This is a genomic window from Bacillota bacterium, assembly GCA_040754315.1.
Taxonomy (GTDB): Bacteria; Bacillota; Sulfobacillia; order DUSP01; family JBFMCS01; genus JBFMCS01.
Genome location: JBFMCS010000033.1, coordinates 36,855 through 58,502 on the forward strand (window position 1 = coordinate 36,855; position 21,648 = coordinate 58,502).

The 21,648-nt window shown below is 60.3% G+C and carries 24 protein-coding genes and 1 pseudogene; all 25 read left to right on the forward strand.

Annotated features, from left to right (window positions below):
* Window positions 1–29: 29 nt before the first annotated feature.
* A complete protein-coding gene (locus AB1576_06715) occupies window positions 30–2,681 on the forward strand; it encodes a valine--tRNA ligase (GenBank protein ID MEW6081451.1) in 2,652 nt (883 codons plus the stop codon).
* A gap of 23 nt (window positions 2,682–2,704) precedes the next feature.
* A complete protein-coding gene (locus tag AB1576_06720) occupies window positions 2,705–4,033 on the forward strand; it encodes a folylpolyglutamate synthase/dihydrofolate synthase family protein (GenBank protein ID MEW6081452.1) in 1,329 nt (442 codons plus the stop codon).
* Between the two features lie 40 nt (window positions 4,034–4,073).
* The gene (locus AB1576_06725) at window positions 4,074–4,496 is read left to right on the forward strand and encodes a protease complex subunit PrcB family protein (GenBank protein MEW6081453.1); all 423 of its coding nucleotides are present in this window, start codon (window positions 4,074–4,076) and stop codon (window positions 4,494–4,496) included.
* A 12-nt stretch (window positions 4,497–4,508) separates the two neighbouring features.
* Window positions 4,509–5,372: an SPOR domain-containing protein gene (locus tag AB1576_06730; GenBank protein MEW6081454.1), complete on the forward strand. Its 864-nt coding sequence runs from the start codon at window positions 4,509–4,511 to the stop codon at window positions 5,370–5,372.
* A 201-nt stretch (window positions 5,373–5,573) separates the two neighbouring features.
* On the forward strand, window positions 5,574–6,929 hold the full coding sequence (gene rsxC, locus AB1576_06735; protein ID MEW6081455.1) for an electron transport complex subunit RsxC: 1,356 nt from the start codon (window positions 5,574–5,576) through the stop codon (window positions 6,927–6,929).
* A gap of 20 nt (window positions 6,930–6,949) precedes the next feature.
* Complete coding sequence (locus tag AB1576_06740) at window positions 6,950–7,882, forward strand: RnfABCDGE type electron transport complex subunit D (GenBank protein MEW6081456.1); 933 nt, start codon at window positions 6,950–6,952, stop codon at window positions 7,880–7,882.
* 29 nt (window positions 7,883–7,911) lie between these two features.
* Complete coding sequence (locus tag AB1576_06745; protein MEW6081457.1) at window positions 7,912–8,523, forward strand: electron transport complex subunit E; 612 nt, start codon at window positions 7,912–7,914, stop codon at window positions 8,521–8,523.
* Between the two features lie 16 nt (window positions 8,524–8,539).
* A complete protein-coding gene (rsxA, locus tag AB1576_06750) occupies window positions 8,540–9,127 on the forward strand; it encodes an electron transport complex subunit RsxA (protein MEW6081458.1) in 588 nt (195 codons plus the stop codon).
* Between the two features lie 14 nt (window positions 9,128–9,141).
* Complete coding sequence (locus AB1576_06755) at window positions 9,142–9,963, forward strand: RnfABCDGE type electron transport complex subunit B (protein ID MEW6081459.1); 822 nt, start codon at window positions 9,142–9,144, stop codon at window positions 9,961–9,963.
* Between the two features lie 252 nt (window positions 9,964–10,215).
* On the forward strand, window positions 10,216–11,184 hold the full coding sequence (locus AB1576_06760) for an FAD:protein FMN transferase (protein MEW6081460.1): 969 nt from the start codon (window positions 10,216–10,218) through the stop codon (window positions 11,182–11,184).
* A gap of 142 nt (window positions 11,185–11,326) precedes the next feature.
* Complete coding sequence (locus AB1576_06765) at window positions 11,327–11,587, forward strand: DUF4321 domain-containing protein (GenBank protein ID MEW6081461.1); 261 nt, start codon at window positions 11,327–11,329, stop codon at window positions 11,585–11,587.
* Window position 11,588: 1 nt separating this feature from the next.
* Window positions 11,589–12,185, forward strand: a complete 597-nt coding sequence (locus tag AB1576_06770) for a Maf family protein (protein MEW6081462.1) — start codon at window positions 11,589–11,591, stop codon at window positions 12,183–12,185.
* Between the two features lie 60 nt (window positions 12,186–12,245).
* Complete coding sequence (gene radC / locus AB1576_06775) at window positions 12,246–12,956, forward strand: DNA repair protein RadC (protein ID MEW6081463.1); 711 nt, start codon at window positions 12,246–12,248, stop codon at window positions 12,954–12,956.
* Window positions 12,957–12,974: 18 nt separating this feature from the next.
* Entirely contained in the window at window positions 12,975–14,021 is a 1,047-nt protein-coding gene (locus AB1576_06780) for a rod shape-determining protein (GenBank protein MEW6081464.1), read from the forward strand.
* Window positions 14,022–14,039: 18 nt separating this feature from the next.
* Window positions 14,040–14,882 carry a rod shape-determining protein MreC gene (gene mreC / locus AB1576_06785; protein MEW6081465.1) on the forward strand — a complete coding sequence of 281 codons (843 nt, stop codon included), beginning with the start codon at window positions 14,040–14,042 and terminating at the stop codon, window positions 14,880–14,882.
* Window positions 14,879–15,376 (forward strand): rod shape-determining protein MreD, encoded by a 498-nt coding sequence (mreD, locus tag AB1576_06790; GenBank protein ID MEW6081466.1) that lies wholly within the window; start codon window positions 14,879–14,881, stop codon window positions 15,374–15,376. The genes mreC and mreD overlap by 4 nt, the downstream gene beginning before the upstream one ends.
* A gap of 237 nt (window positions 15,377–15,613) precedes the next feature.
* Entirely contained in the window at window positions 15,614–15,757 is a 144-nt protein-coding gene (locus AB1576_06795; GenBank protein ID MEW6081467.1) for a hypothetical protein, read from the forward strand.
* Between the two features lie 192 nt (window positions 15,758–15,949).
* Window positions 15,950–16,069, forward strand: a pseudogene (locus tag AB1576_06800) (helix-turn-helix domain-containing protein).
* A gap of 149 nt (window positions 16,070–16,218) precedes the next feature.
* The gene (locus tag AB1576_06805; GenBank protein ID MEW6081468.1) at window positions 16,219–16,389 is read left to right on the forward strand and encodes a zinc ribbon domain-containing protein; all 171 of its coding nucleotides are present in this window, start codon (window positions 16,219–16,221) and stop codon (window positions 16,387–16,389) included.
* A 102-nt stretch (window positions 16,390–16,491) separates the two neighbouring features.
* Window positions 16,492–18,366 (forward strand): penicillin-binding protein 2, encoded by a 1,875-nt coding sequence (mrdA, locus tag AB1576_06810; protein MEW6081469.1) that lies wholly within the window; start codon window positions 16,492–16,494, stop codon window positions 18,364–18,366.
* Window positions 18,363–19,121 carry a septum site-determining protein MinC gene (gene minC / locus AB1576_06815; protein ID MEW6081470.1) on the forward strand — a complete coding sequence of 253 codons (759 nt, stop codon included), beginning with the start codon at window positions 18,363–18,365 and terminating at the stop codon, window positions 19,119–19,121. The genes mrdA and minC overlap by 4 nt, the downstream gene beginning before the upstream one ends.
* Window positions 19,103–19,909, forward strand: coding sequence for a septum site-determining protein MinD (minD, locus tag AB1576_06820; protein ID MEW6081471.1), 807 nt, complete (start codon window positions 19,103–19,105; stop codon window positions 19,907–19,909). Before minC ends, minD begins: the two co-directional genes overlap by 19 nt.
* 1 nt (window position 19,910) lies before the next feature.
* Window positions 19,911–20,195: a cell division topological specificity factor MinE gene (gene minE / locus AB1576_06825; protein MEW6081472.1), complete on the forward strand. Its 285-nt coding sequence runs from the start codon at window positions 19,911–19,913 to the stop codon at window positions 20,193–20,195.
* A gap of 5 nt (window positions 20,196–20,200) precedes the next feature.
* The gene (rodA, locus tag AB1576_06830; GenBank protein ID MEW6081473.1) at window positions 20,201–21,334 is read left to right on the forward strand and encodes a rod shape-determining protein RodA; all 1,134 of its coding nucleotides are present in this window, start codon (window positions 20,201–20,203) and stop codon (window positions 21,332–21,334) included.
* Window positions 21,335–21,438: 104 nt separating this feature from the next.
* Window positions 21,439–21,648: hypothetical protein (locus AB1576_06835; protein MEW6081474.1), on the forward strand; the 210-nt coding region annotated here is incomplete at its 3' end.

Genomic DNA, 21,648 nt, shown 5'->3' on the forward strand with positions numbered 1-21,648 from the left:
CCGGGGCGCTACAGCCAAGGAGGTAAGCGATGAACGCCAGGGAAGACTTCCCCAAGGTATACGATCCTGCCCGAGTTGAATCCAAGTGGTACCAAGAGTGGCTTGACAGGGACCTCTTCAGGGCGGAAGTGAGACCTGAGAAGGTCCCCTTCACGATAGTGATTCCCCCGCCCAATGTGACCGGTTCCCTCCACATGGGTCACGCCCTTGACGAGACCATTCAGGATGTGCTTGCTCGCTGGAGGCGCATGCAGGGTTACGAGGTCTTGTGGCTCCCCGGAACTGACCACGCAGGTATAGCCACACAGCATGTAGTGGATGCCAGCCTGTCGAAGGAGGGCACCAGCCGCTACGATGTGGGACGGGAAAGGTTCATCGAGAAGGTGTGGGAGTGGAAGGACGAGTACGGGAACAGGATCGTGCTCCAGCTGCAGCGACTGGGGTGCTCCTGTGACTGGTCACGGCTGGCCTTCACCATGGATGAAAAGCGGTCCAGGGCGGTACGCGAGGTCTTCGCCAGTCTCTACCGGAAGGGTCTCATCTACAGGGGTGACTACATAATCAACTGGTGCCCCGAGTGCAAGACCGCCCTGAGCGATATCGAGGTGGAACACGAGGAGCACAAGAGCTCCATCTGGTACGTGAGGTACCCGCTAGAGTCGGGGAAGGGATTCATCACCGTGGCGACAACTCGACCCGAGACCATACTGGGAGACACCGCCGTGGCGGTGAATCCCAGCGACGAGCGGTACAAGGAACTGGTGGGTCTAAGAGCGGTGCTTCCTGTCCTGGGAAGACCCCTCCCCATAGTAGCCGACGAGTACGTGGACCCGTCCTTCGGCAGCGGTGCCGTGAAGGTAACCCCGGCGCACGATCCCAACGACTTCGAGATCGCCACCCGTCACGGGCTTTCCAGGATTTCCGTCATCGACCCAAGCGGCAGGATGACCCAGGATGCCGGCCCCTACGCGGGGCTTGACCGCTACGAGTGTCGCAAGGCTCTCCTGGAGGAACTGGATCGCCTTGGGCTCCTGGTGAGGGTTGAAGAGTACACCCACTCCGTGGGCCAGTGCTACCGGTGTGACACCGTGATAGAGCCTCTCCTCTCCCGCCAGTGGTTCGTGAGAATGAAGCCGCTGGCCCAGCCCGCCATGGAGGCAGTGCTCCAGGGAAGGGTGAGGTTTGTCCCAGAGCGTTTCACGAAGATCTATCTGAACTGGATGGAGAACATCAGGGACTGGTGCATCTCCCGGCAGATCTGGTGGGGCCACCGCATCCCTGCGTGGTACTGCAGGACATGCCAGGAGATCATGGTGACGGTGGATCCCCCCGAGGCTTGTGCCTGCGGGAGCCAGGACCTGGAACAGGACGAGGATGTCCTGGACACGTGGTTCAGTTCAGCCCTCTGGCCCTTCTCCACCCTGGGCTGGCCCGAGGACAGCGATGACCTGCGCTACTTCTACCCGACATCGGTCCTGGTGACAGGATATGATATCATCTTCTTCTGGGTGGCCAGGATGATGGTGATGGGCGAGGAGTTCATGAAGGAGGAGCCCTTCCGGAACGTCCTCATCCATGGCTTGGTCAGGGATGCGCAGGGGCGGAAGATGTCGAAGTCCCTGGGCAACGGCATCGATCCGCTTGAGGTCATCGAGAAGTACGGAGCGGATACCCTTCGCTTTACCCTCATGACCGGCAACACGCCTGGGAATGACATGCGGTTTTACTGGGAGAGGGTGGAGTCCAGCAGGAACTTCGCCAACAAGATCTGGAACGCGACCAGGTTCGTCCTGATGAACCTGGAAGGCCACGAAGGTGAAGGGTTCGGGGAACCCGTGCCCACCAACCTGGCAGAGCGCTGGATACTCAGCCGCTATGCCTCCACTGTCAGGGATGTGACCGGCTGCCTTGAGCGCTACGAGCTGGGGGAGGCCGCCCGGCTGCTGTACGATTTCGTGTGGGACGAGTTCTGTGACTGGTACGTTGAGATGTCCAAGACCTACCTTTACCACGGAGAGGCCTCCCAGCGGCGCCAGGCCCAGGGTATCTTGGGCTACGTGCTCCTGGGGACAATGCAGCTGCTCCACCCGTTCATGCCCTTCATTTCCGAGGAAATATGGAATCACCTGGAAGGAAGCAGGCGTTCCATCGTAGGCTCCAGCTGGCCCAGGGTTCCAGAGGCCCTCCTTGACGCCGGGTCTGAGGAGACCATGACAAGGGTCAAGGAGGTGGTGCGAGCCATACGCAACCTGCGCGCGGAGGTGAACGTGCCGCCGTCAAGGCTTGCCAGGGTGGTGCTCCAGCCCACCTCTGACTCGAGCAAGGAGGCCCTGCAGCAGGTGAAGGCGCACATTGAGAGCCTGGCCATGGCTGACCCCCTGGTCTTCCAGGAAACGGGCAGCGCGAGGCCAGATCAAGCGCTAGCGGCTGTGACTGCCGCCGCCGAGGTCTACTTGCCCCTTGTGGGTCTTGTGGACGTGGACAAGGAAGTAGAGCGGCTCGAAAGGGATCTGGCCTTAGAGGAAACGGAGCTAGAGAGGGTCACAAAGAGACTCTCCAACAAGGAGTTTCTGAATAAGGCGCCGCAGGAGATCGTCCAGAAGGAGAGGGGCAGGCAGCACGAAAGGCTTGAGAAGGTCTCAAGGCTCAAAGCCAGAATAGATGCGTTGAAGGGTACATAGGTCCGAAGGAGAGCCGAGCGTTGATGAACTATCGTGAGGCCCGGGAATACCTGGACGCGTTGTCGAAGTTCGGGAGCATTCTTGGTCTGGACAGAATGACCGGTCTCATGGAGAGACTGGGCAACCCCCACCACAACCTGCAGTTTGTTCACGTGGCTGGCACCAATGGTAAGGGCTCCGTGACAGCCATGACCTCCTCGATCCTCCAAGCCAGCGGCCTCAAGGTGGGCAGGTACATTTCTCCCTACCTGGAAGACTTCACTGAACGGATTGCGGTGAACTCCCGCAACATAAGCGAGGACCGGGTGGCCCAGATCCTCACCAGGACAGAGCCCGAGGTAGAGGCCATGGCAAGGGCCGGGCAGCAACCCACCGAGTTCGAAGTGATCACAGCCATGGGTTTCCTGTACTTCCTAGAGGAACGGTGTGACATCGTCTGCCTGGAGGTCGGGCTGGGAGGACGCTTCGATGCCACCAATGTCATCCGGGATCCCCTGGTGTCGGCCATAACGGAGATTGGGATGGACCACATGGACAGGCTGGGGAAGACCCTAGGGAAGATCGCCCGGGAGAAGGCAGGCATCATCAAACCCGGCAGTCCCGTGGTTTCGGCTCCGCAGAAACCCAGTGCCCTGAAGGTCCTGGAAGGCACTTCCCGGAAGACGGGCTCCAGGCTATTCCTAGGGGGCCGGGACATCACGTGGAGGGAGAGGCACTCAGGGATCGATGGGCAGACCGTGGACTATGCCGGCCTCCTTGGAGACTATCCCGAGGTGAGGATCCCCCTCTTAGGACGCCACCAGCAAGAGAATGCCGCCGTGGCCCTGGGTTCCGTGGAGTGCCTTCTCTCCAGGGGTTACGAGGTATCCCCCAAGGCGATATATGAGGGATTTGCGAAGACATCTTGGCCTGGCCGGCTTGAAGTGATGGCCCGGGATCCCCTAGTCGTCATAGACGGCGCCCATAACCTTGACGGAATACTCAGGCTGGCCGAGACAGTCCGGACTGTCCTACCCCATAGACGGCTCGTGCTGGTCCTGGGGGTTCTCACCGACAAGGACGTGGAGGGAATGATCAAGGCCCTGGTTCCCGTGACCTCATATGCGGTAACCACAAGGCCTGCCAGCCTCAGGTCGATGGATCCCGTCACCCTGGCGGGCATGCTGGGAAGGCAAGGCCTGGAGGCGAAGGCGATAGAGGATATTCCCAGGGCCCTGGACTGCGCCCTGGACTGCGCTGGGCCTGAGGACATGGTGCTGGTGGCAGGCTCCATCTACCTGGCGGGTCCCGCCAGGACCTACCTAAGATCCAAAACCCAAGAATTATCGGGCACTCAGAGAATATATCTCTAGGGACAGGGGTGTACGATAGCCTGCCCAGGGGGAGAGGTCGTTGAAGACCAGACACCTTAACCCCAGATGGCAAGGGGAGCCCATGACCTTCCTTGAGCCGACCTGTCTCGTATTCGACTCGGCCGAGGAGATGCTGAGGGCTTATGCGGCGCCTAGCTGCATCCCCCGAAGGGTTTTCCAGGGCCATGTGGTGCTGGCCTTTCACAGGGGGCTCTGCAGGACCGGAGGGCACTTTGTGAGGATCTTAAGCCTTGCCAGGGAAGGCGGTGAGGTGACAGTAAGGGTCCAGTACAGTGATCCCAAGCCGGGCGACTTCGTAACCCTGGTTTTCACCTATCCGTTTGACATGGTCCAGATCCCCAGGTCGTCGTTGCGTCGGGACGACGGTCGAAAAGACCTGCTATTCCGGGTAGTTGACAGTGGGGGTAGGGAAGTGTGCAGGCGGGAGGTAAGCATTGACTAGGTGGTGATCTGAGTGCGCAGGGAACCAGGATCGAGCCCCAGGAGAAGAAGAGGCCTTAGACCCAAACTTCCGGTGGCTGCCTTCTTCGTTGCCTTCGGCCTGGTAGCGGTGTTCAGCGGTTACTTCCTGGGGAAGTTCCTCGTCAACGCCCTAGTCGCCTCCGACTTGCGCTTGCCAGGCGACAGCGGGCAGCCCGTGGCCGGCGACGCTCCCGCGGCCGCACCCACGGACAAGAACGTGGTTCACCTCCCCTCCATCAGCATGCACCGGTTGCAGCTGGGGGTTTTCTCCTCACCTAGTAACGCCCAGGAGTTGGCGGAACGTGTAAAATCGCTGAACCTCCCCGCGGGAGTGGTGGGCCAGGATCCCTACCGGGTAGTAGGAGGCTACTTCAGTACCAAGGAGGCGGGGCAGAGGGCAGCTGCGCAGTACACCGCCAAGGGCTTTGAGGTGTTTGTGGCTCCCGTTGATGTTGGCGGAGGGACCCTGGAGGTCCGAGGCCTGCCAGCCGAATTCGAGCAGGCTCTCTCAGCGGCCTTCGGGGAGGTGGGCACGGTGCTGGAGGTTGAGTCAGGCCTATGGGATGACCTGGTTCTGGGACAGCAGGCTGCCGTGGAGGTACTTTCGGGTCTGGAAAGCGGTGTACGCCAGGCGAACCTGGACCTCTCAGCGGTGGAGCCCCCTTCCGGCTGGGAGATGACCCACAGCATGGCCAAGAGCCTTCTGGACCTCGCCCTCAGAAATGTGGTTGAGTTGAAAGCCTACCAGGAAAAAGCTGACCCTTCACATTACGCTAACGCTGGCGTATACTTTGTTCAGATGGTATCGGCCTACGAAGACCTGCTAAACCAGGCGGTCATGGCGGCGGGAAGTTAGGACCTTCTACCTGACCCGGGTTCTGGGTTAAGCAGGTCGTACCTGCTTCGCCGGGTCAGGTTTCTTCTTTTTTGCCATCACGGTTTTGGCCGTTGACTGGCAGGAGATCTCCCGGTGGGATAGAAACACACACATGGTTTGGGTAATTCACGGGCTCCGTCCCCGGAGCCCTTGACTCTTGGAAAAAGCGCAGGAAGAGGGGTGACCGAACACGTGGAGGCCGTGACCTTCCCGGGCGGCATTCATCCTCCCTACAGGAAGTCCTATACCAAGGACAAGGCTGTGGAGAGGGCCGGCGAGCCCGAAGTGGTTGTCATACCGCTCCACCAGCATACTGGCGCGCCCAATGAGGCCCAGGTTGCCGTGGGAGACGAGGTCCGTGTTGGCCAGGTGATTGGGGCCACGGATGCCTTTGTGTCCGCGCCAGTGCATTCCAGCGTATCGGGAAAGGTGAAAGCCATCGAACTGGGGCCTCACCCGGCCATGGGAGCCAAGGTCATGTCCGTGGTGATCGAATCCGACGGGACCGAAACCCTGCACGATAGTGTGAAGCCCCGGGGCGACTACTCCGACATGAGCCCCGATGATGTCAAGACGATCATCCGGGACTCCGGGATAGTGGGCCTGGGCGGGGCTGCCTTCCCCACGGCGGTCAAGGTGTCACCGCCCAAGGACAAGCCCATTGACACATATCTCTTGAACGGTGCCGAGTGCGAACCATACCTCACGTCGGATCACCGCCTCATGGTGGAGAGGGCCGACGAGGTTGTCTACGGGCTGAGGGTGCTGATGCATGCCTCCGGCACTCCCAGGGCCGTGGTTTGCGTTGAGGATAACAAGCCCGACGCCATAGCCGCTCTGAAGAAGGCCGTGGCAGGCCTGGAGAACATCGAGGTCACCGCGCTCCACACCAAGTACCCCCAGGGTTCGGAGAAGCATCTGATCAAGGCAGTCCTGAGTAGGGAGGTGCCCACGGGAGGGCTTCCCTTCCATGTGGGAGTCATGGTGAGCAATGCGGGAACCGCGGTGGCTGTCTCTGATGCCTTCCAGAAGGGCATGCCCCTGATCGAGCGAGTGGTAACTGTGACAGGTTCCATCGTGAAGGAACCCCGGAACCTCCTGGCCAAAATAGGGACCCGCTTCGGTGACCTCATCGAGGAGTGCGGGGGTCTCACGGGGAAACCCAGCAAGGTCCTCATGGGGGGGCCCATGATGGGAATAGCCCAGTATACTCTGGAGGTGCCCGTTATCAAGGGAACCTCTGGTATCCTGGTGCTCAGTGAGGAGGAAGCGGACTTCGGTCCCACAGTGCCCTGCGTCAAGTGCGCCCGGTGTGTGGACGTGTGCCCTGTGTCGCTCCTTCCGCTGTTCCTGGCGGCCTATTCCGAGAGAAAGATGTACGACATGGCCGAGGCCTCGAACGCACTGGACTGCATCGAATGCGGGTGCTGCAGTTACGTTTGTCCCGCACGGAGGCCCCTGGTTCACGCCATCCGCGTGGCAAAGGCGGAGATAATGCAAAAGAAGCGCCGTGAGATGCAGGCAGCCAAGAAGTAGCGGGACCGGGAGGGATAGACTTGGAACTAGAAAGAGTTGTAGTTTCCTCATCCCCGCATCTCAGATCACCGGCCACGGTGCCCGTGCTCATGAGGGATGTGGTCGTGGCACTGGTGCCAGCAGCCCTTGCAGGAATAGTCTTCTTCGGTTACAACGCCCTCCTGTTGACGGTGGCCTCGGTTGTGGCAGCGGTGGCGGCGGAGGCGGCCTACCAGAAGGTGGCGGGGAAAGAGGTCTCGGTGGGCGACTGGAGCGCTGTCATCACCGGTATCCTGGTGGCCTTCAACGTGCCGCCCAGCGCACCCTTATGGCTGCCGGTGGTGGGATCAGCCTTTGCAATAGTGGTGGTGAAGCAACTCTTCGGAGGCATCGGAAGCAACTTCGTCAACCCGGCCCTTGCCGCCAGGGCGTTCCTGGTGGCGTCATGGCCGGCCCACATGACCAGGTGGACGTCACCCTTCGATGCGGTTTCCACAGCCACTCCCCTGGTTACCATGGGTTCCGGGGAGGTGCCAGCCTATGCCGACATGTTCCTGGGCAACATCGCTGGGTGTGTCGGCGAGACCTCTGCCTTGGCCCTCTTGATCGGTGCGGGTTATCTCCTGGCCAGGAGGGTCATTGACTGGCGCATACCTGGCGCGTACCTTGGCACCGTTAGTGTCCTGTCCTGGATCCTCGGACCCAGGGGCATCTTCACCGGAGACCCCCTGGCGCATCTCCTGGCAGGTGGTCTCCTCCTCGGGGCCTTCTTCATGGCCACCGACTACGTGACAAGCCCCGTAACTAAGAAGGGACGCCTGTACATGGGCATCGGCTGTGGGATCCTGACCGTTCTCATAAGGCTCTACGGCGGCTTCCCAGAGGGGGTATCCTACTCAATACTCCTTATGAACCTGGCAACGCCGCTCATTGACAAGTTTACCGGCCCCAGGGTGTTTGGCCATGCCAAGTGACCCGAAAGGGTGGGTTGGAGGTGAATAGGGTGTCATCCCTGACCAGGGACTTCACAAACGGAATAGTAGGGGAAAACCCGGTGTTCCGCCTGCTCCTAGGCATGTGTCCCGTCCTGGCGGTCACCACCGCCGTGGAGAACGCCTTCTGGATGGGCCTGGCTGTACTGTTCGTGCTTACGTGCTCGAACCTCATCGTGTCATCGGTGAAATCCGTCATACCCGACAAGATCCGTATCCCCTGTTTCATAGTTGTCATAGCCACCTTTGTGACAATAGTTGAGCTGGCGATGAACGCCTTCCTGCCGGAGATGTACGAGATTCTGGGAATATTCATCCCATTGATCGTTGTCAACTGCATCATCCTGGCGAGGGCCGAGGCCTTCGCCTCAAAGAACTCCATTCTTAACTCTGTGGCTGACGGGGTGGGAATGAGTGTTGGCTTCACCCTGGCCACTGTAGTCATCTCTGCGGTAAGGGAACTGCTGGGTACTGGCAATCTGACCTTTGCCGGGGCCTCACTCTTTGGCCCCGGGGGGATAGGCATTGACCCCGTCATGGTAATGATTGCCCCGCCTGGCGCCTTCATAACCATGGGCATCCTGCTTGGCCTCCTGAACCTGGCCAGCAGGCGCCGGAGCTGAGAGGGGGACTTGGAGCATGACCTACTTCGGAATTCTCATCGGGGGGCTCCTGGTCAGCAACTTCATTTTCGCTCGTTTCCTGGGGATATGCCCCTTCCTGGGCGTCTCGAAGAAGCTGGAGACCGCTGCGGGCATGTCCATGGCTGTCATATTCGTTATTACCGTGGCCTCGATGATCACCTGGCTCTTTAACCAGTTCATCCTGGTGCCCCTGGGCCTTGAGTTCCTCATGACGGTGTCGTTCATCCTGGTCATCGCCTCCCTGGTGCAGTTCGTGGAGATGGTGATCATGAAGGTATCGCCCGTTCTCTACCAGGCCCTGGGCATATACCTTCCCTTGATCACCACCAACTGCGCGGTGCTGGGGGCCGCCATACTGAACGTTCGTTCTCACTACGGTTTTCTTGAGGCGGTGGTGGCAGGGTTTGCGGCTGCCTGTGGCTGGAGCCTGGCCATCCTGCTCTTCGCCGGAATCCGGGAGCGGCTGGAACTCTCAGACATCCCGGAGGTCCTCAAGGGGTTTCCAATTGCCCTCATTTCCACCGGGCTGATGGCCATGAGTTTCGTGGGCTTCCAGGGCCTTTTCCAGGAGTTACTGCACTGAGGGGGTGTGTTTAGATGCTCTACGCAGTAGTGAGCCTTGCCGTGACGGGGCTTGCCTTTGGTGCGCTCCTGGCGTTCGCCGCGCAAAGGTTCGCGGTACCGGTCGACCCCAGGGTTGAGGCTATCAAGAAGGAACTCCCCAATGCTAACTGCGGCGGGTGTGGGTTTGCCAGTTGCGGGGCCCTAGCTGAGGCCATTGCTGGCGGCAGGGCGCCCGTGGACGGCTGTGGGGTTGGCGGTTCACCGGTGGCCCAGAAGATCGGGGAGATCATGGGGATTGGCGTGGAGGACAAGGAACCTCAGGTAGCAAGGGTGAAGTGCCTGGGTGGGAAGGCCGAGGCGGAAGAACTCTTCACCTATGAGGGAATCAGGGATTGCAGGGCGGCATCCATACCGCAGATCCAAGGAGGTTTCAAGGCTTGCACCTACGGTTGCCTGGGACTTGGCAGCTGCGTGAGGGTTTGCGTGTTCGGTGCCATGTCCATGGGACCCAACAGTCTTCCCGTGGTGGACGACACCAAGTGCACCGCCTGCGGGAAGTGTGTGGCGGAGTGCCCCCGGAGCATTATCGAGCTGGTGGGACGATCCCGGAAGGTGCACGTCTGCTGCCAGAACAAGGATAAGGGCGCGGTGGCCCGGAAGCTCTGCAAGGTGGCCTGTATTGCCTGCAAGCGCTGTGAGAAGGCCTGCGAGTACGATGCCATCAAGGTTGAGAACAACCTGGCCAGTATTGACTACTCTAAGTGCACGAACTGCGGTGCGTGCGCAGCCGCCTGCCCGCCCAAGTGCATCATCGATGAGAGGCCCTCTGAGGAGTGTGAGGTGGCGGCATCCTGACACACTGTGATGCCACCAGGGGCCGAACGGGGGAGGAAAGCGAAAACCCGGGAAACCCCGTGCTGGAGCGGGTGTACGCGATAGAGAGACTCCCGGTTTCCGGACGGGAGAGAGAAAGAGCCGGGCATCCCCCGGCTCGCCTTGTGGGCGAACAAGAAATGAGGAGGTGACGACCCGGCCAGGGGCCTGTGGCTTGCCGCTTGAAGCCACAGGGAAAGGGCGGGGTTAAGTCCTGTGAAGAGGATGACATGGGTGGTCCTTCCAGTCACCCTGCTGGCTATGGCTCTATTGCCGGGGTGTTCCAGGAAACCCTTCACTGAGTCGGACTTTATCATGGACACCTTGGTTCGGATTGAGGTTCACGGCCCCAGGGCCGAGACCGCGGCAAGGGCCGCCCTGGATGAGATGAGGCGAGTGGAGTCACTCATGAGTGCCTACGTAGAAACCAGTGATGTCTCCCGCATCAACAGCCAAGCAGGCGTGGCCCCTGTAACAATATCCCCCGAGACCTCCTTCGTACTCCAGGAGGCCCTCAGGATATCCGAGGCCAGCTGGGGGGCTTTCGACGTCACCGTGGGGCCGCTGGTGGGGCTCTGGGATATCGCCGGGGAGAACCCGAGAGTGCCCTCCCCAGAAGAGATCGAGGACGCCCTGGAGAAGGTGAACTACCAGAGGCTCCAAGTGAAGGAGGGCAGGGCCTTCCTGGAGGCCCCCGGCATGAGGGTGGATCTTGGAGCAATTGCCAAGGGCTACGCCGTGGACAGGGCTGCCCAGATCCTTCTAGACCATGGTGTCACATCTGCCATCCTGGATGCTGGGGGCAACGTCTACGTCGTGGGCAGCCGGAGTGATGGCTCACCCTGGAGGGTGGGCATCCGCCACCCCAGGCGTGAGGGCGAGGCCTTGGCCGTTCTTGAGGCTTCTGATACAGGGGTAGTCACCTCCGGTGACTACCAGCGATACTTTGAATCAGACGGGGTGAGGTACCACCACATCTTCGACCCTAGGACGGGCTACCCTGCACGGGAGAGTGCCAGTGCTACGGTAGTTTCTCCCTCGTCGGTGGAGGCAGACGCCCTCTCCACCGCCCTATTCGTCCTGGGCCCTGTAGAAGGGATGAATCTCATCGAATCCCTGGAGGGCGTTGAGGGGCTTGTGGTTGACGCCGCCGGAGAGATTACCGTATCGACAGGGCTTTTTCTGACCCGGGTCAATCCTTGAATGAATGGGCCCTCAGGAGGCCATGATAAAGGAAGAAGATACCAATGCATGAGATAGAGACTGCCAGACTGGACACAAGGAATCCGGCAGGAAGAAAAGAATATGACAAGGAAAAAGAGCGCCGCTTCAAGGAGGTTAGGGCATGAGCACTGGAAGGCGACGGTATGGTCTGGGCTTCACTATTCTCCTTGTTCTCACCGGGGCATTCATGGGCACACTTGCAGCTCACCTGGCGGGAGACGTGCTTCCCTTCCTGCTTATGTCCCTTTCCTTTGGTCTTGAACCCCCAGTAACCCTCAGGCTGTGGGACCTCTTCAGCCTTACACTAGGGTGCACCTTCCGGTTCAACGTGGGCGGTGCCCTGGGCATCCTCATAGCCCTCCTGTTGTTCAGGAGGGGATAGGATGCCCGGCTCAGGGTCGCGTTTCCGGGTGGTGCTGGCCTCCTCTTCCCCGCGGAGACGATATCTCATGGAACTTTTGGGCATCGAGTTCCAGGTCGATCCCGCACTGGGCGAGGAGAGGGTGTTCCAGGGAGAGAACCCGGGGGAAGCCGCTGTGCGGCTGGCCACGCAGAAGGCTTCTGAGGTGTCCTCCAGGAGACCGGAGGACGTGGTGGTGGGGGCTGACACCCTGGTGGTCCTGGACCACCTGGTCCTGGGGAAACCTGCCACTGCCAAGGAGGCTCGCGAGATGCTGGAGGCGCTCTCTGGCCGCACCCATGTGGTGGTGACTGGGGTCACCGTGGCCCAGGCAAGCACGGGCAGGGTAGAGCAAGGTTTCGAACGCACACTGGTGGAGTTCGACGTGCTTTGTCCCGGCGTGATTGAAGCCTACGTGGCCACCGGGGAACCCATGGACAAGGCGGGTGCCTACGCTATTCAAGGCAGGGGGTCCGTCCTTGTCAAAGGGATTAGCGGTTGCTACTTCAACGTGGTGGGGCTGCCCCTCCGGCGGCTGAGCCAGATGCTGGCCCAGTTCGGTGTGAGGGTGCTGGGATAGGGAGAGGAAGGGGCGTCCGGGAGGGAGGACGCCGTGTCGAGAGCCGAATACCATCTGGGCATGAAAGACTTGCCCCAGGAAGACAGGCCCAGGGAGAGGCTGGCGGACAAGGGACCCGAATCCCTTTCCGCCCAAGAGCTCCTGGCCATTGTCATCGGGAGCGGTACCGATCGGGAGAACGCCCTGGAACTCGCGGGCAGGCTGCTTGAGAGGGCATGCCAGGAGCGTGGCTCCGAGGCTTCGCCTTCAATTTGCCTAAGGTACCTTCTGAACGCAAGCCTGGAAGAGATCATGACTGTCCGGGGTATTGGCCGGGCTAAGGCCGTTACCATCAAGGCCGCTATTGAACTGGGAAGACGGCTTTCTTCTCCAGGCCCCAAGACCGTCATCAGGTCTCCGGGGGATGTCTCCGAACTCGTCATGGACCGCCTGCGTTACCTGGAGAAGGAGCACTTTCACGTAGTGCTCTTGGATGCCAGGAACAGGGTACTGGGAACCGAGATGGTATCCATGGGTAGCCTGAACGCCTCCATCGTCCATCCCAGGGAGGTCTTCAAGGGGGCGGTGCGCCGGGCTGCGGCTGGAGTTATCCTGGTGCACAACCACCCCAGTGGTGACCCGACGCCTAGCGCAGAGGACCAGGATGTCACCAGGAGGCTGGTGGAGGTGGGCAATCTCCTGGGAATCGATGTGCTGGACCACATCATCGTAGGCGACGGGAGGTTTGTGAGCATGCGAGAACGGAAGCAGGGATGGGGGACGCCTAGCTAGGAGAAAGGGGTACGGGACATGCTCAGCTTTGTCTTCAACTTCTTTTCCAGGGATATGGGGATCGATCTAGGCACGGCCAACACCCTTGTGCACGTCAAGGGGAGAGGCGTGGTGCTGCACGAGCCGTCCGTGGTGGCCATCCAGAAGGACACCGGGGCTGTGCTTGCCGTGGGTGCTGAGGCCAAGCGGATGATCGGGCGTACGCCCGGCAACATTGTGGCCATCCGCCCCATGAAGGACGGCGTCATAGCAGACTTCGACATCACTCAGACAATGCTAAGGTACTTCATCCAGAAGGCCCATATCAGGCGCCTCCCCGTTAAGCCCCGGGTTGTAGTGGCGGTGCCCTCAGGTGTGACCGAGGTGGAGAAGAGAGCGGTTATCGACGCGGCGCTCCAGGCAGGAGCCCGCGAGGCCTATCTTATAGAAGAGCCCATGGCTGCGGCCATTGGAGCGGGACTCCCGGTTCACGAACCCACGGGGAACATGGTGGTGGATGTGGGAGGCGGCACCACTGAGGTGGCCATCGTGTCCCTGGGCGGCATTGTCACCTGCAAGTCAATACGGATTGCTGGTGACGAAATGGATGAGGCCATCACAAGCTACGTAAAGCGCAGCTATAATATGATGATTGGAGAGCGCACAGCCGAAGACATCAAGGTAGGCCTGGGCTCTGCATACCTGGAGAAGGATGAGCAGAGGTCTGAAACCATGGATGTGAGGGGACGCGATCTGGTCACGGGCCTTCCCAAGACCCTCTCCCTTACAGCTGAAGAGATCCAGGAGGCCCTCCAGGACCCCATAGGGGCCATCATGGAGGCCATCAAGGTGACCCTGGAAAGGACCCCTCCCGAGCTGGCTGCCGATATCATGGACAAGGGGATTGTTGTGACAGGCGGCGGCTCACTCCTCAGGGGGTTCGACCGCCTGGTGAGCGAAGAGACGGGCATGCCCGTGCACCTCTCGGAGGAGCCCCTGCTGTGTGTTGTGAAGGGCACCGGTAAGGTCCTGGAGGAGCTGGACACCCTGAAGAAGGTCCTTGTTTCCCCCAGGAAGCTGGGATAGACGAAAGGCGTGATCTCCGTGCGGGGCCTCATAAGGTACCGCCGTGTCATTCTTGCCTTCTCAGTGGTGATAGGCCTGGTTACGGCAATCAGTTTCACCACGAGAGAGAGGGACGGCGTAACCTGGGGAGAGCAGGCCCTCAGTGAGGTTCTGGCTCCTGCCCAGAAGGTCGTAACCACCGTCTCCCGGGGGGTGCGTGACACCTACCAGCAGGTGGTGACCCTCTGGGATCTAGACGCAGAGAACCAGGCCTTGGCAGACAAGGTAGCGGACTACGCCGTGCTCCTGAACGAGGTGAGGGATCTCCGGTGGGAGAATGCCCGGCTCCGCCACCTGCTGGGTTTCAGCGAGCGTAACCCCGTTAGTTTCATCCCGGCCGAGGTCATCGGCAGGCCCCCGGACCAGTGGTTCTCCTACGTCATTGTGGACAAGGGGTCAGCGGCGGGGGTTGCCAAGGATCAGCCCGCTGTGACCGGGCAGGGCCTCGTGGGAAGGGTGGTCCGGGTAACGCCCAACACCGCCACAGTGATGCTGCTCACCAGCAGGGATGCCCGGGTGGGCGGCCGGGTGCAGCGCTCCCGGGACCCAGGCATGGTTGAGGGAGATGTCGAAGGCTCAAATGTGCTTCACATGAGGTTCTTTTCCCGGGATGCCGAGGTCAGGCCTGGAGATCCCATTGTGACCTCGGGCCTTGGTACCGTGTTTCCGGAAGGGCTCCTCATCGGCACTGTCACGCGGGTGGGAGTGGAGGAGTTCGGACTGGTGAAATACGCTGCCATTGAGTCGTCGGTAGACTTTGACCGCCTGGAGGAGGTTCTCATTCTCAGGGAGACCTCGGGCATAGAGGAGGGCGGGCCTTGAAGGTACACCACTACGCCATCCTCATAGCAGCCGCGCTGGTGCTCGAGACGTCCCTTGGTCCCTTCCTGAGAGTAAAGGGGGCCACTCCAGACTTCCTGCTGCTTGTGGCTCTGGCTGCAGCCATGCGCCTTGGCCCGGGGGCCGGGCTGCGTATGGGGTTCTTCGCCGGCCTCATGGAGGACCTGCTCCTGGGGCGGTTCGTTGGCCTGAATGCCCTGGCCAATGGCGGGGTGGCCTGTCTAGCGGGTTTGTCAGGCCAGAAGGTGTTCAGGGATAGCCTTCCCGTATTAGTCCTGGTGGGCTTTGCAGCTAGCCTTGCCTCTCAGATAGTAATCCTCTCGGCGATGGGTCTGGCAGGCTACGCGGGGCTCCCCACCTACACGCTGCTGAGGACCATGGTGTACAGGGCATTGTATAACGCACTGCTGCTTCCCCTGTTTTTCCGTGGCCTGAGGCGGTTTCGCTCCGTTCCATCTGAACCTGGGGGTATTTAACAGCCAAGCCTGTCATGCTAAGACTATGAGGGTCAAACTATCGGTTTGGCTAAACAGAATGGAATCAGTTACAAAACGGAACAGCGCTGGTATTACGCGGGCAAATTGCCCGTTCCTACCGCCAAGACGCCTACCGGGCGCATAATGGTATGTCTGGATGAGCCGGTACCTGCCGGAAAAACCGTGCTCTATGGTCGAGTTTCCTCATTTGATCAGAAGGACGATCTGAGGCGTCAAATGGATCGCCTTCGAATGTTCGCCGCAGGATGCGGATTTGCAGGTATTGACGTTGTCGAGGAGATCGGATCGGGATTGAATGGAAAGAGGACCCGTTTGTTGCGACTAATTAGCAAACCCCAAGGTAGCGACCATCGTAGTTGAGCACCGGGATCGGCTCGCTCGCTTTGGCGTTGAGTACATCGAAGCAGCTCTTGCCGCGCAAGGCCGGAAGCTGGTAGTGATGGAGGCCGGAGAACAGAAGCTGGATATCACGCAAGTTTCGTAGATACAGTGACCCCGACGGCGAGCGTCACGAAGTCGCGCCCGTCGTGCCCTTAAGGCGGCGGAGATGGCATGAGAGGCTATAAGCGGGAACTTGACCCGAATAGCGCGCAGATAAAGGCGCTGCTGGATCACGCCGGCGCAGCGCGGTGTGCATATAACTGGGGGCTCGAGCGCAAACAACAGGCGTACGCAGCAGGACAGGAGTCGCCAGCGGCCATCGACCTGCACCTGAACCCTGCCGTCTCAAAAAGCTGCCCGCCGAGCAAGGTGGCGTGCCCTGGCTGTATGAAGTGTCAAAGTGCGCCCCGCAGGGCGGATAGTTTCATCCTTCCTCAAAGATCTGTTCGATTTGTGGCCATGTCCTGGACAAACTGCCGCTCGAAATCCGGCGATGGACCTGTCCAGACTGCGGGAGCGAACATCACCGGGACATGAACGCCGCGGTGAAACTACGGAACTTGGCCGCCAGTTCGGCGCTCGAAGCCTACCGTCCCGGGAGCGCTGGCTGAAGCGCAAGATTCGACGAGACTCCTGGTTGGGTAGGAACCGAGAGTGTCATCAGATGAGGCAGACTCGGAGAACGGCACTGACCTCATATCGGAGGTGTAGAGTTGTCCCAGGGCAAGATAGAGAACCGGATAGCCGTTTTCGTGCTGCTTGTCCTGGTGGGCTTTGCCTTGCTGGCGGGACGCATGGCCCAGCTCCAGCTGGTGCAGGGCGCTGAGTACAACCGCTTGGCTGATGGAAACCGCCGGAGGATCGAGCTCCTCCGGGCTCCCAGAGGGATCATCTTTGACAGGGAGGGCAGGGTGCTGGCAACGAACCGGCCAGCCTTCACTGTCTCCCTGGTGCGCATGGGAGCCTCCTCTCCCGACCCCGAGGTGCTCCGCAGGCTTGCCTCCATACTGGACATCGCTCCAAGCGAAATGGAGGAAAGGGTAACCCGGGGCGCCAGTGTTCCCCTCTACCAGCCGCTGCGCATCAAGAGGGATGTGAGCCCCGAGGTATACACCATCATCGATGAGAATTCCCACGAGCTCCCCGGGGTTATCCTTGAGGTTGAGCCCATGAGGGAGTATCCCTTCCACAACCTTGCCTCGCATGTGCTGGGCTACCTCAGGGAGATCGACGATGTGGAGCTGGCACGCCTGTCCGAACAGGGGTACCGCATGGGGGACATGGTAGGCAAGGCAGGTGTCGAGGCCCTTTACGACTTGGAGCTCCACGGTACCCACGGCGGGCGCCAGGTAGAGGTGGATGCCCGCGGCCGGCGCATCAAGACCCTCCCTAGGCAGGTGGACCCTGTGCCCGGGAACAGCCTGGTGCTAACCATCGACGCCCATCTCCAGGATGTGGCGGAAAAGGCACTTCTGGAGCAGATGAAGATCCTGCGGGAGGACCCCTTGATGCCCCAGGAACGGGTTGGAGCCGGGGCCGCTGTGGTGCTGGACGTTAAGACCGGAGAGGTGCTGGCCATGGCCTCCATCCCCGACTACGATCCCAACCTCTTCGCGGGGGAGATCAGCCTGGAGGCTTGGCTAACCCTGGAGCAGAACCCCCTGTTTCCCTTCAGCAACCGAGCCATAACGGCCGAGTACGCCCCTGGCTCCACCTTCAAGATGGTTACGGCCATAGCTGCCCTGGAGACTGGCAGGATCCACCCAAGAGAGACCTTCTACGACCCGGGGGTCTACTGGAGGGTCATGCCCAAGACGTGCTGGGAAAGAAGGGGTCACGGCACGCTCAGCCTTGAGCAGGCCATAGCCCAGTCGTGCAACGTGGCCTTTTATGAGATAGGCTACCGCACCGGGATAGATAGCATTGCCCGGTATGCCGCCAAGCTCGGTCTTGGCGAGCCCACCGGGATCCAGTTTGTGCCCAGGGAGAACCTGGGCCTGGTTCCCAGTACCGCCTGGAAGAAGCAGGCCTTTGAAGAGGGACTCCCCGGTATAAGAGACCCACGCTGGTATGACGCAGAGACCCTGGATGCATCCATAGGCCAGGGGTTCCACCGCTACACGCCGCTTCAAATGGCGGTGTACGCTTCGGCCTTGGCCACCGGCCAGCGCCTGCAGCCCCAGGTTGTCAAGGAGGTGCTCGACCCGGGCGGGACACCGGTGCGGCAGCTGGAACCCAAGGTAGTGGGTACCGTTGGGGTGGCCAGCGCTCATCTTGACGCCATCCGAAACGGGATGCTCAAGGTCACCCAGCCGGGCGGCACGGCAGGGCATCTCTTTACGGACCTTCCCATAGCGGTGGCAGGCAAAACAGGGACCGTGGAGATGGATGCCAGGCTCGGCCGGGACGACCACGGCTGGTTCGTTGGATACGCACCCTTCGCTGATCCCCAGGTAGCCGTGGCTGTCATTGTGGAAGAGGGGGGCGGCGGCTCTAGGGCCGCGGCACCCGTGGCAAAGAAGATACTCCAGGCCTACTTCGGTTTTCCCGTAGAGATCCCCGCCAGGGAGGAACTGGAAGGATCTTGAAGAATACCTCCCAGGAGGCCGCCCTGAGGAGGGGTTCCATGGCGGAACGGATCACCCTAAGAAGCACCAAGGCTGGGCTCCTGGTGGTCCTTGACGATGAAGGAGACTTCCTCCACATCCGTGCCCTGCTGGACGAGAGGCTTCAGGCCTCAGGGGACCTCTTCTCCGGGCTTGATGTTACGGTTGACCTCGGCGATAGGAGGATCCTGCCTCGTGAACTCAAGGCCCTGGAGGATCTGGTCTCAAGCCATGGAGGTATGAGGCTGGTCAGGGTGGTTCATGGTGGGCAGAGGTCCCGGGCCGAGGAGGGCAAGGGGACTACCCTCCTACGCTCCGGGCCTGTGAAGGCCTTCGCCGAAGACGGCCCCTCGCTGCCAGGGGGCAGGGATCTTCCCACCCTTCTGGTTAGGGGTACGGTGCGCTCGGGGCAGGAGGTCAGGAACGAGGGCAATGTGGTCATCGTCGGGGATGTGAACCCTGGCGCGGAGGTCATTGCCACCGGCGACATCGTGGTGCTGGGAAGCCTCAGGGGAGTGGCCCACGCAGGGGCGTCAGGGGACGCCACCTCCATAGTGGCGGCGGTGAGCCTGAGGCCCATCCAGCTCAGGATTGCTGAGCATGTAGGACGGCCCCCTGACGGAGAGGACCTGCCCTCCGGACCTGAACTGGCCAGGGTGCAAGATGGCCGCATAGTGGTGGAGAACTACAGTGGCGCGAGCAGAGGAGGGGATGGCGTATGGGGCAGACCGTGGTGATCACCTCGGGAAAGGGTGGTGTTGGCAAGACCACTGCCTGCGCCAACCTGGGCATGGCAGTGGCGGTGCTGGGCAAGAGCGTGGTGCTGGTGGATGCGGACATTGGCCTGAGGAACCTGGATGTGGTCATGGGATTGGAAAATCGCATCGTATATGATCTGGTGGACGTGGTTGAGGGCTACTGCCGTACTCGCCAGGCCTTGATAAAGGACAAGAGGGTTGAGGATCTCTACCTGCTCCCAGCTGCCCAGACCCGTGACAAGACCGCAGTGAGTCCCAGCCAGATGAAGAGCCTCACGGATGAGCTGAAGGAGGAGTTCGACTACGTCCTGGTGGATTGCCCCGCAGGCATAGAGCAAGGCTTTCGAAATGCCATTGCCGGGGCGGACCTGGCCATCATCATCACCACGCCTGAGGTTGCCGCAGTCAGGGACGCGGACCGTGTCATCGGGCTCCTGGAGGCCCAGGAGATATACCCCCCAAAGCTGGTGGTCAACCGGATCAGACCGCTGATGGTTAAGCGCGGGGACATGATGGACATCGAGGACATCCTGGATATCCTGGCCATAGACCTCCTTGGCGTGGTACCGGAAGACGAGTCCATCATCGTCTCGACAAACCGGGGTGAGCCCGCGGTGCTCCAGAACGGCTCCAAGGCGGGACAGGCCTTCCGGAACGTGGCCCGGAGACTCAATGGAGAAAACGTGCCCTGCATGCCCCTGGCGACCCCTGCGGGCCTCCTGGGACGCCTCAGGAAACTGGTGGGCTTTGAACCAGGGGGGTGCTAGAATGGAAATCTTCAGCCGGCTGTTTGGGCACCGGGAGGGCCAGGAGTCCAAGAGTGTAGCCAAGGAAAGGCTCCGGCTGGTGCTGGTGCACGACAGGGCCAAGGTAGCCCCCCAGATCATGGAGATGCTCAAGGAGGACATCGTCCAGGCGATATCCCGGTATATGGACATAGACGAAAAGGGTATGGAAATCAACATCGACCGCGGGGATAGCCAAGTGGCCCTCTCCGCGAACATCCCCATTGTCCGGGTGAAAAGAGGCTACCTAACGGGGGAAATGAGGTAGAGTTTGTGGAGACCAAGAGACGGCTGCAAAGGATTGACTGGGTCCTGGTAGTGACAGTATTGGCCCTTTGCGGGGCAGGGCTGCTGGTCATCGCCAGCGCCACCAGAACCACAGCCGTGGAGGGGGACTCCCTCTACTACGTGAAGAAGCAGGTCCTGGCACTAGGGATAGGGTTGAGCTTGGCTGTGATGGCGGCAGCCATTGACTACCACACCTTCAGGTATTTGTCCAATCTCTTCTACATCAGCAACCTGGGCCTTCTCTTGGCGGTACTGGCGTTTGGCAAGGAGACCCTGGGGGCGCAGCGCTGGATCCAGGTGGGACCGCTGCCTCTGCAACCGTCCGAGGTCGCCAAGGTGGTCCTCATACTCACCCTGGCGAACCTCCTCGCTCACAAGCAGGGGAAGTGGAAGTCCTGGCTGGACCTGGGGATTCCCTTAGCTCACACGCTTGTGCCTATGCTCCTCATCTTGAGGCAGCCTGACCTGGGCACCTCCCTGGTATTTGTCGCCGTGGTCCTAGGCATGCTGTTCGTGTCTGGCGCCCCTTTGCGCCAGCTGGGTATCCTGGTGGGCACTGCCCTGGCGAGCGTTGTCGGTGCCCTGTACATGCACCTGGAATATGGCATGAAGCTTCCCCTCAGGGAGTACCAGGTCAAGCGGCTCATCGTATTCCTGAACCCCAGCATGGATCCACTCAACTCAGGCTATCACATAATCCAGTCATTGATAGCCATCGGTTCCGGGGGGCTTACGGGTAAGAGCCTGTTTTCCGGGACCCAAAGCGGGCTCGCCTTCCTTCCCTTCCAGCACACCGACTTCGTGTTCTCGGTGGTGGGGGAGGAAATGGGGTTTGCCGGTGGCGCCATATTACTGTGCCTTTACCTCATACTCATCCTTAAGGCGCTCTCCATTGCCGGGCAGGCCAAGGATGTTTTCGGAGCGCTCATCGCAGCCGGGATCGCATCCATGTGGTCGTTTCATGTCTTTGTCAATATTGGAATGACCATGGGGGTCATGCCCATCACGGGCCTGCCCCTGCCCTTCCTGAGTTACGGAGGGAGCTCCCTGATTACTAACTTGACGGCTATGGGGCTCTTGATAAATGTGAACATGAGAAGGCACAAGATATCCTTCTAGAGAAAACATGGGGGGATACCGTGAAGGGAGGATGAAACAGTTACCGGATAACTGACTTTTCCTCCACAAACCTGCCCGAAGCATTTGACAAGGAGGCAAGAATGATGTATACTACAGAGGAGATTGGTGAGGATTTCGTGGTGGTCAACGGTGAACGGATTGAAGTTGACCCGCCATTTGAAACCGTGCCAGACAAGCAAGAATATGAGATTTGGTTGAACGAGGTAATGCTGGATGCTGTTGAGGCAATTGGAAGTAGAGAGAACATACAGGCTTTCCAAGACCACCTTGCACCGGTGGCTCAAGGACGGAAA

Excerpts from the sequence above, each read along its gene's own strand:
- minE (MEW6081472.1), top strand. The coding sequence starts at position 19,911 with ATGGAAATCTTCAGCCGGCTGTTTGGGCACCGGGAGGGCCAGGAGTCC.
- AB1576_06795 (MEW6081467.1), top strand. The coding sequence starts at position 15,614 with ATGGATCGCCTTCGAATGTTCGCCGCAGGATGCGGATTTGCAGGTATT.
- AB1576_06770 (MEW6081462.1), top strand. The coding sequence starts at position 11,589 with ATGCCCGGCTCAGGGTCGCGTTTCCGGGTGGTGCTGGCCTCCTCTTCC.
- AB1576_06715 (MEW6081451.1), top strand. The coding sequence starts at position 30 with ATGAACGCCAGGGAAGACTTCCCCAAGGTATACGATCCTGCCCGAGTT.
- minD (MEW6081471.1), top strand. The coding sequence starts at position 19,103 with ATGGGGCAGACCGTGGTGATCACCTCGGGAAAGGGTGGTGTTGGCAAG.
- radC (MEW6081463.1), top strand. The coding sequence starts at position 12,246 with ATGAAAGACTTGCCCCAGGAAGACAGGCCCAGGGAGAGGCTGGCGGAC.
- AB1576_06755 (MEW6081459.1), top strand. The coding sequence starts at position 9,142 with ATGCTCTACGCAGTAGTGAGCCTTGCCGTGACGGGGCTTGCCTTTGGT.
- rsxA (MEW6081458.1), top strand. The coding sequence starts at position 8,540 with ATGACCTACTTCGGAATTCTCATCGGGGGGCTCCTGGTCAGCAACTTC.
- AB1576_06780 (MEW6081464.1), top strand. The coding sequence starts at position 12,975 with ATGCTCAGCTTTGTCTTCAACTTCTTTTCCAGGGATATGGGGATCGAT.
- AB1576_06720 (MEW6081452.1), top strand. The coding sequence starts at position 2,705 with ATGAACTATCGTGAGGCCCGGGAATACCTGGACGCGTTGTCGAAGTTC.
- AB1576_06765 (MEW6081461.1), top strand. The coding sequence starts at position 11,327 with ATGAGCACTGGAAGGCGACGGTATGGTCTGGGCTTCACTATTCTCCTT.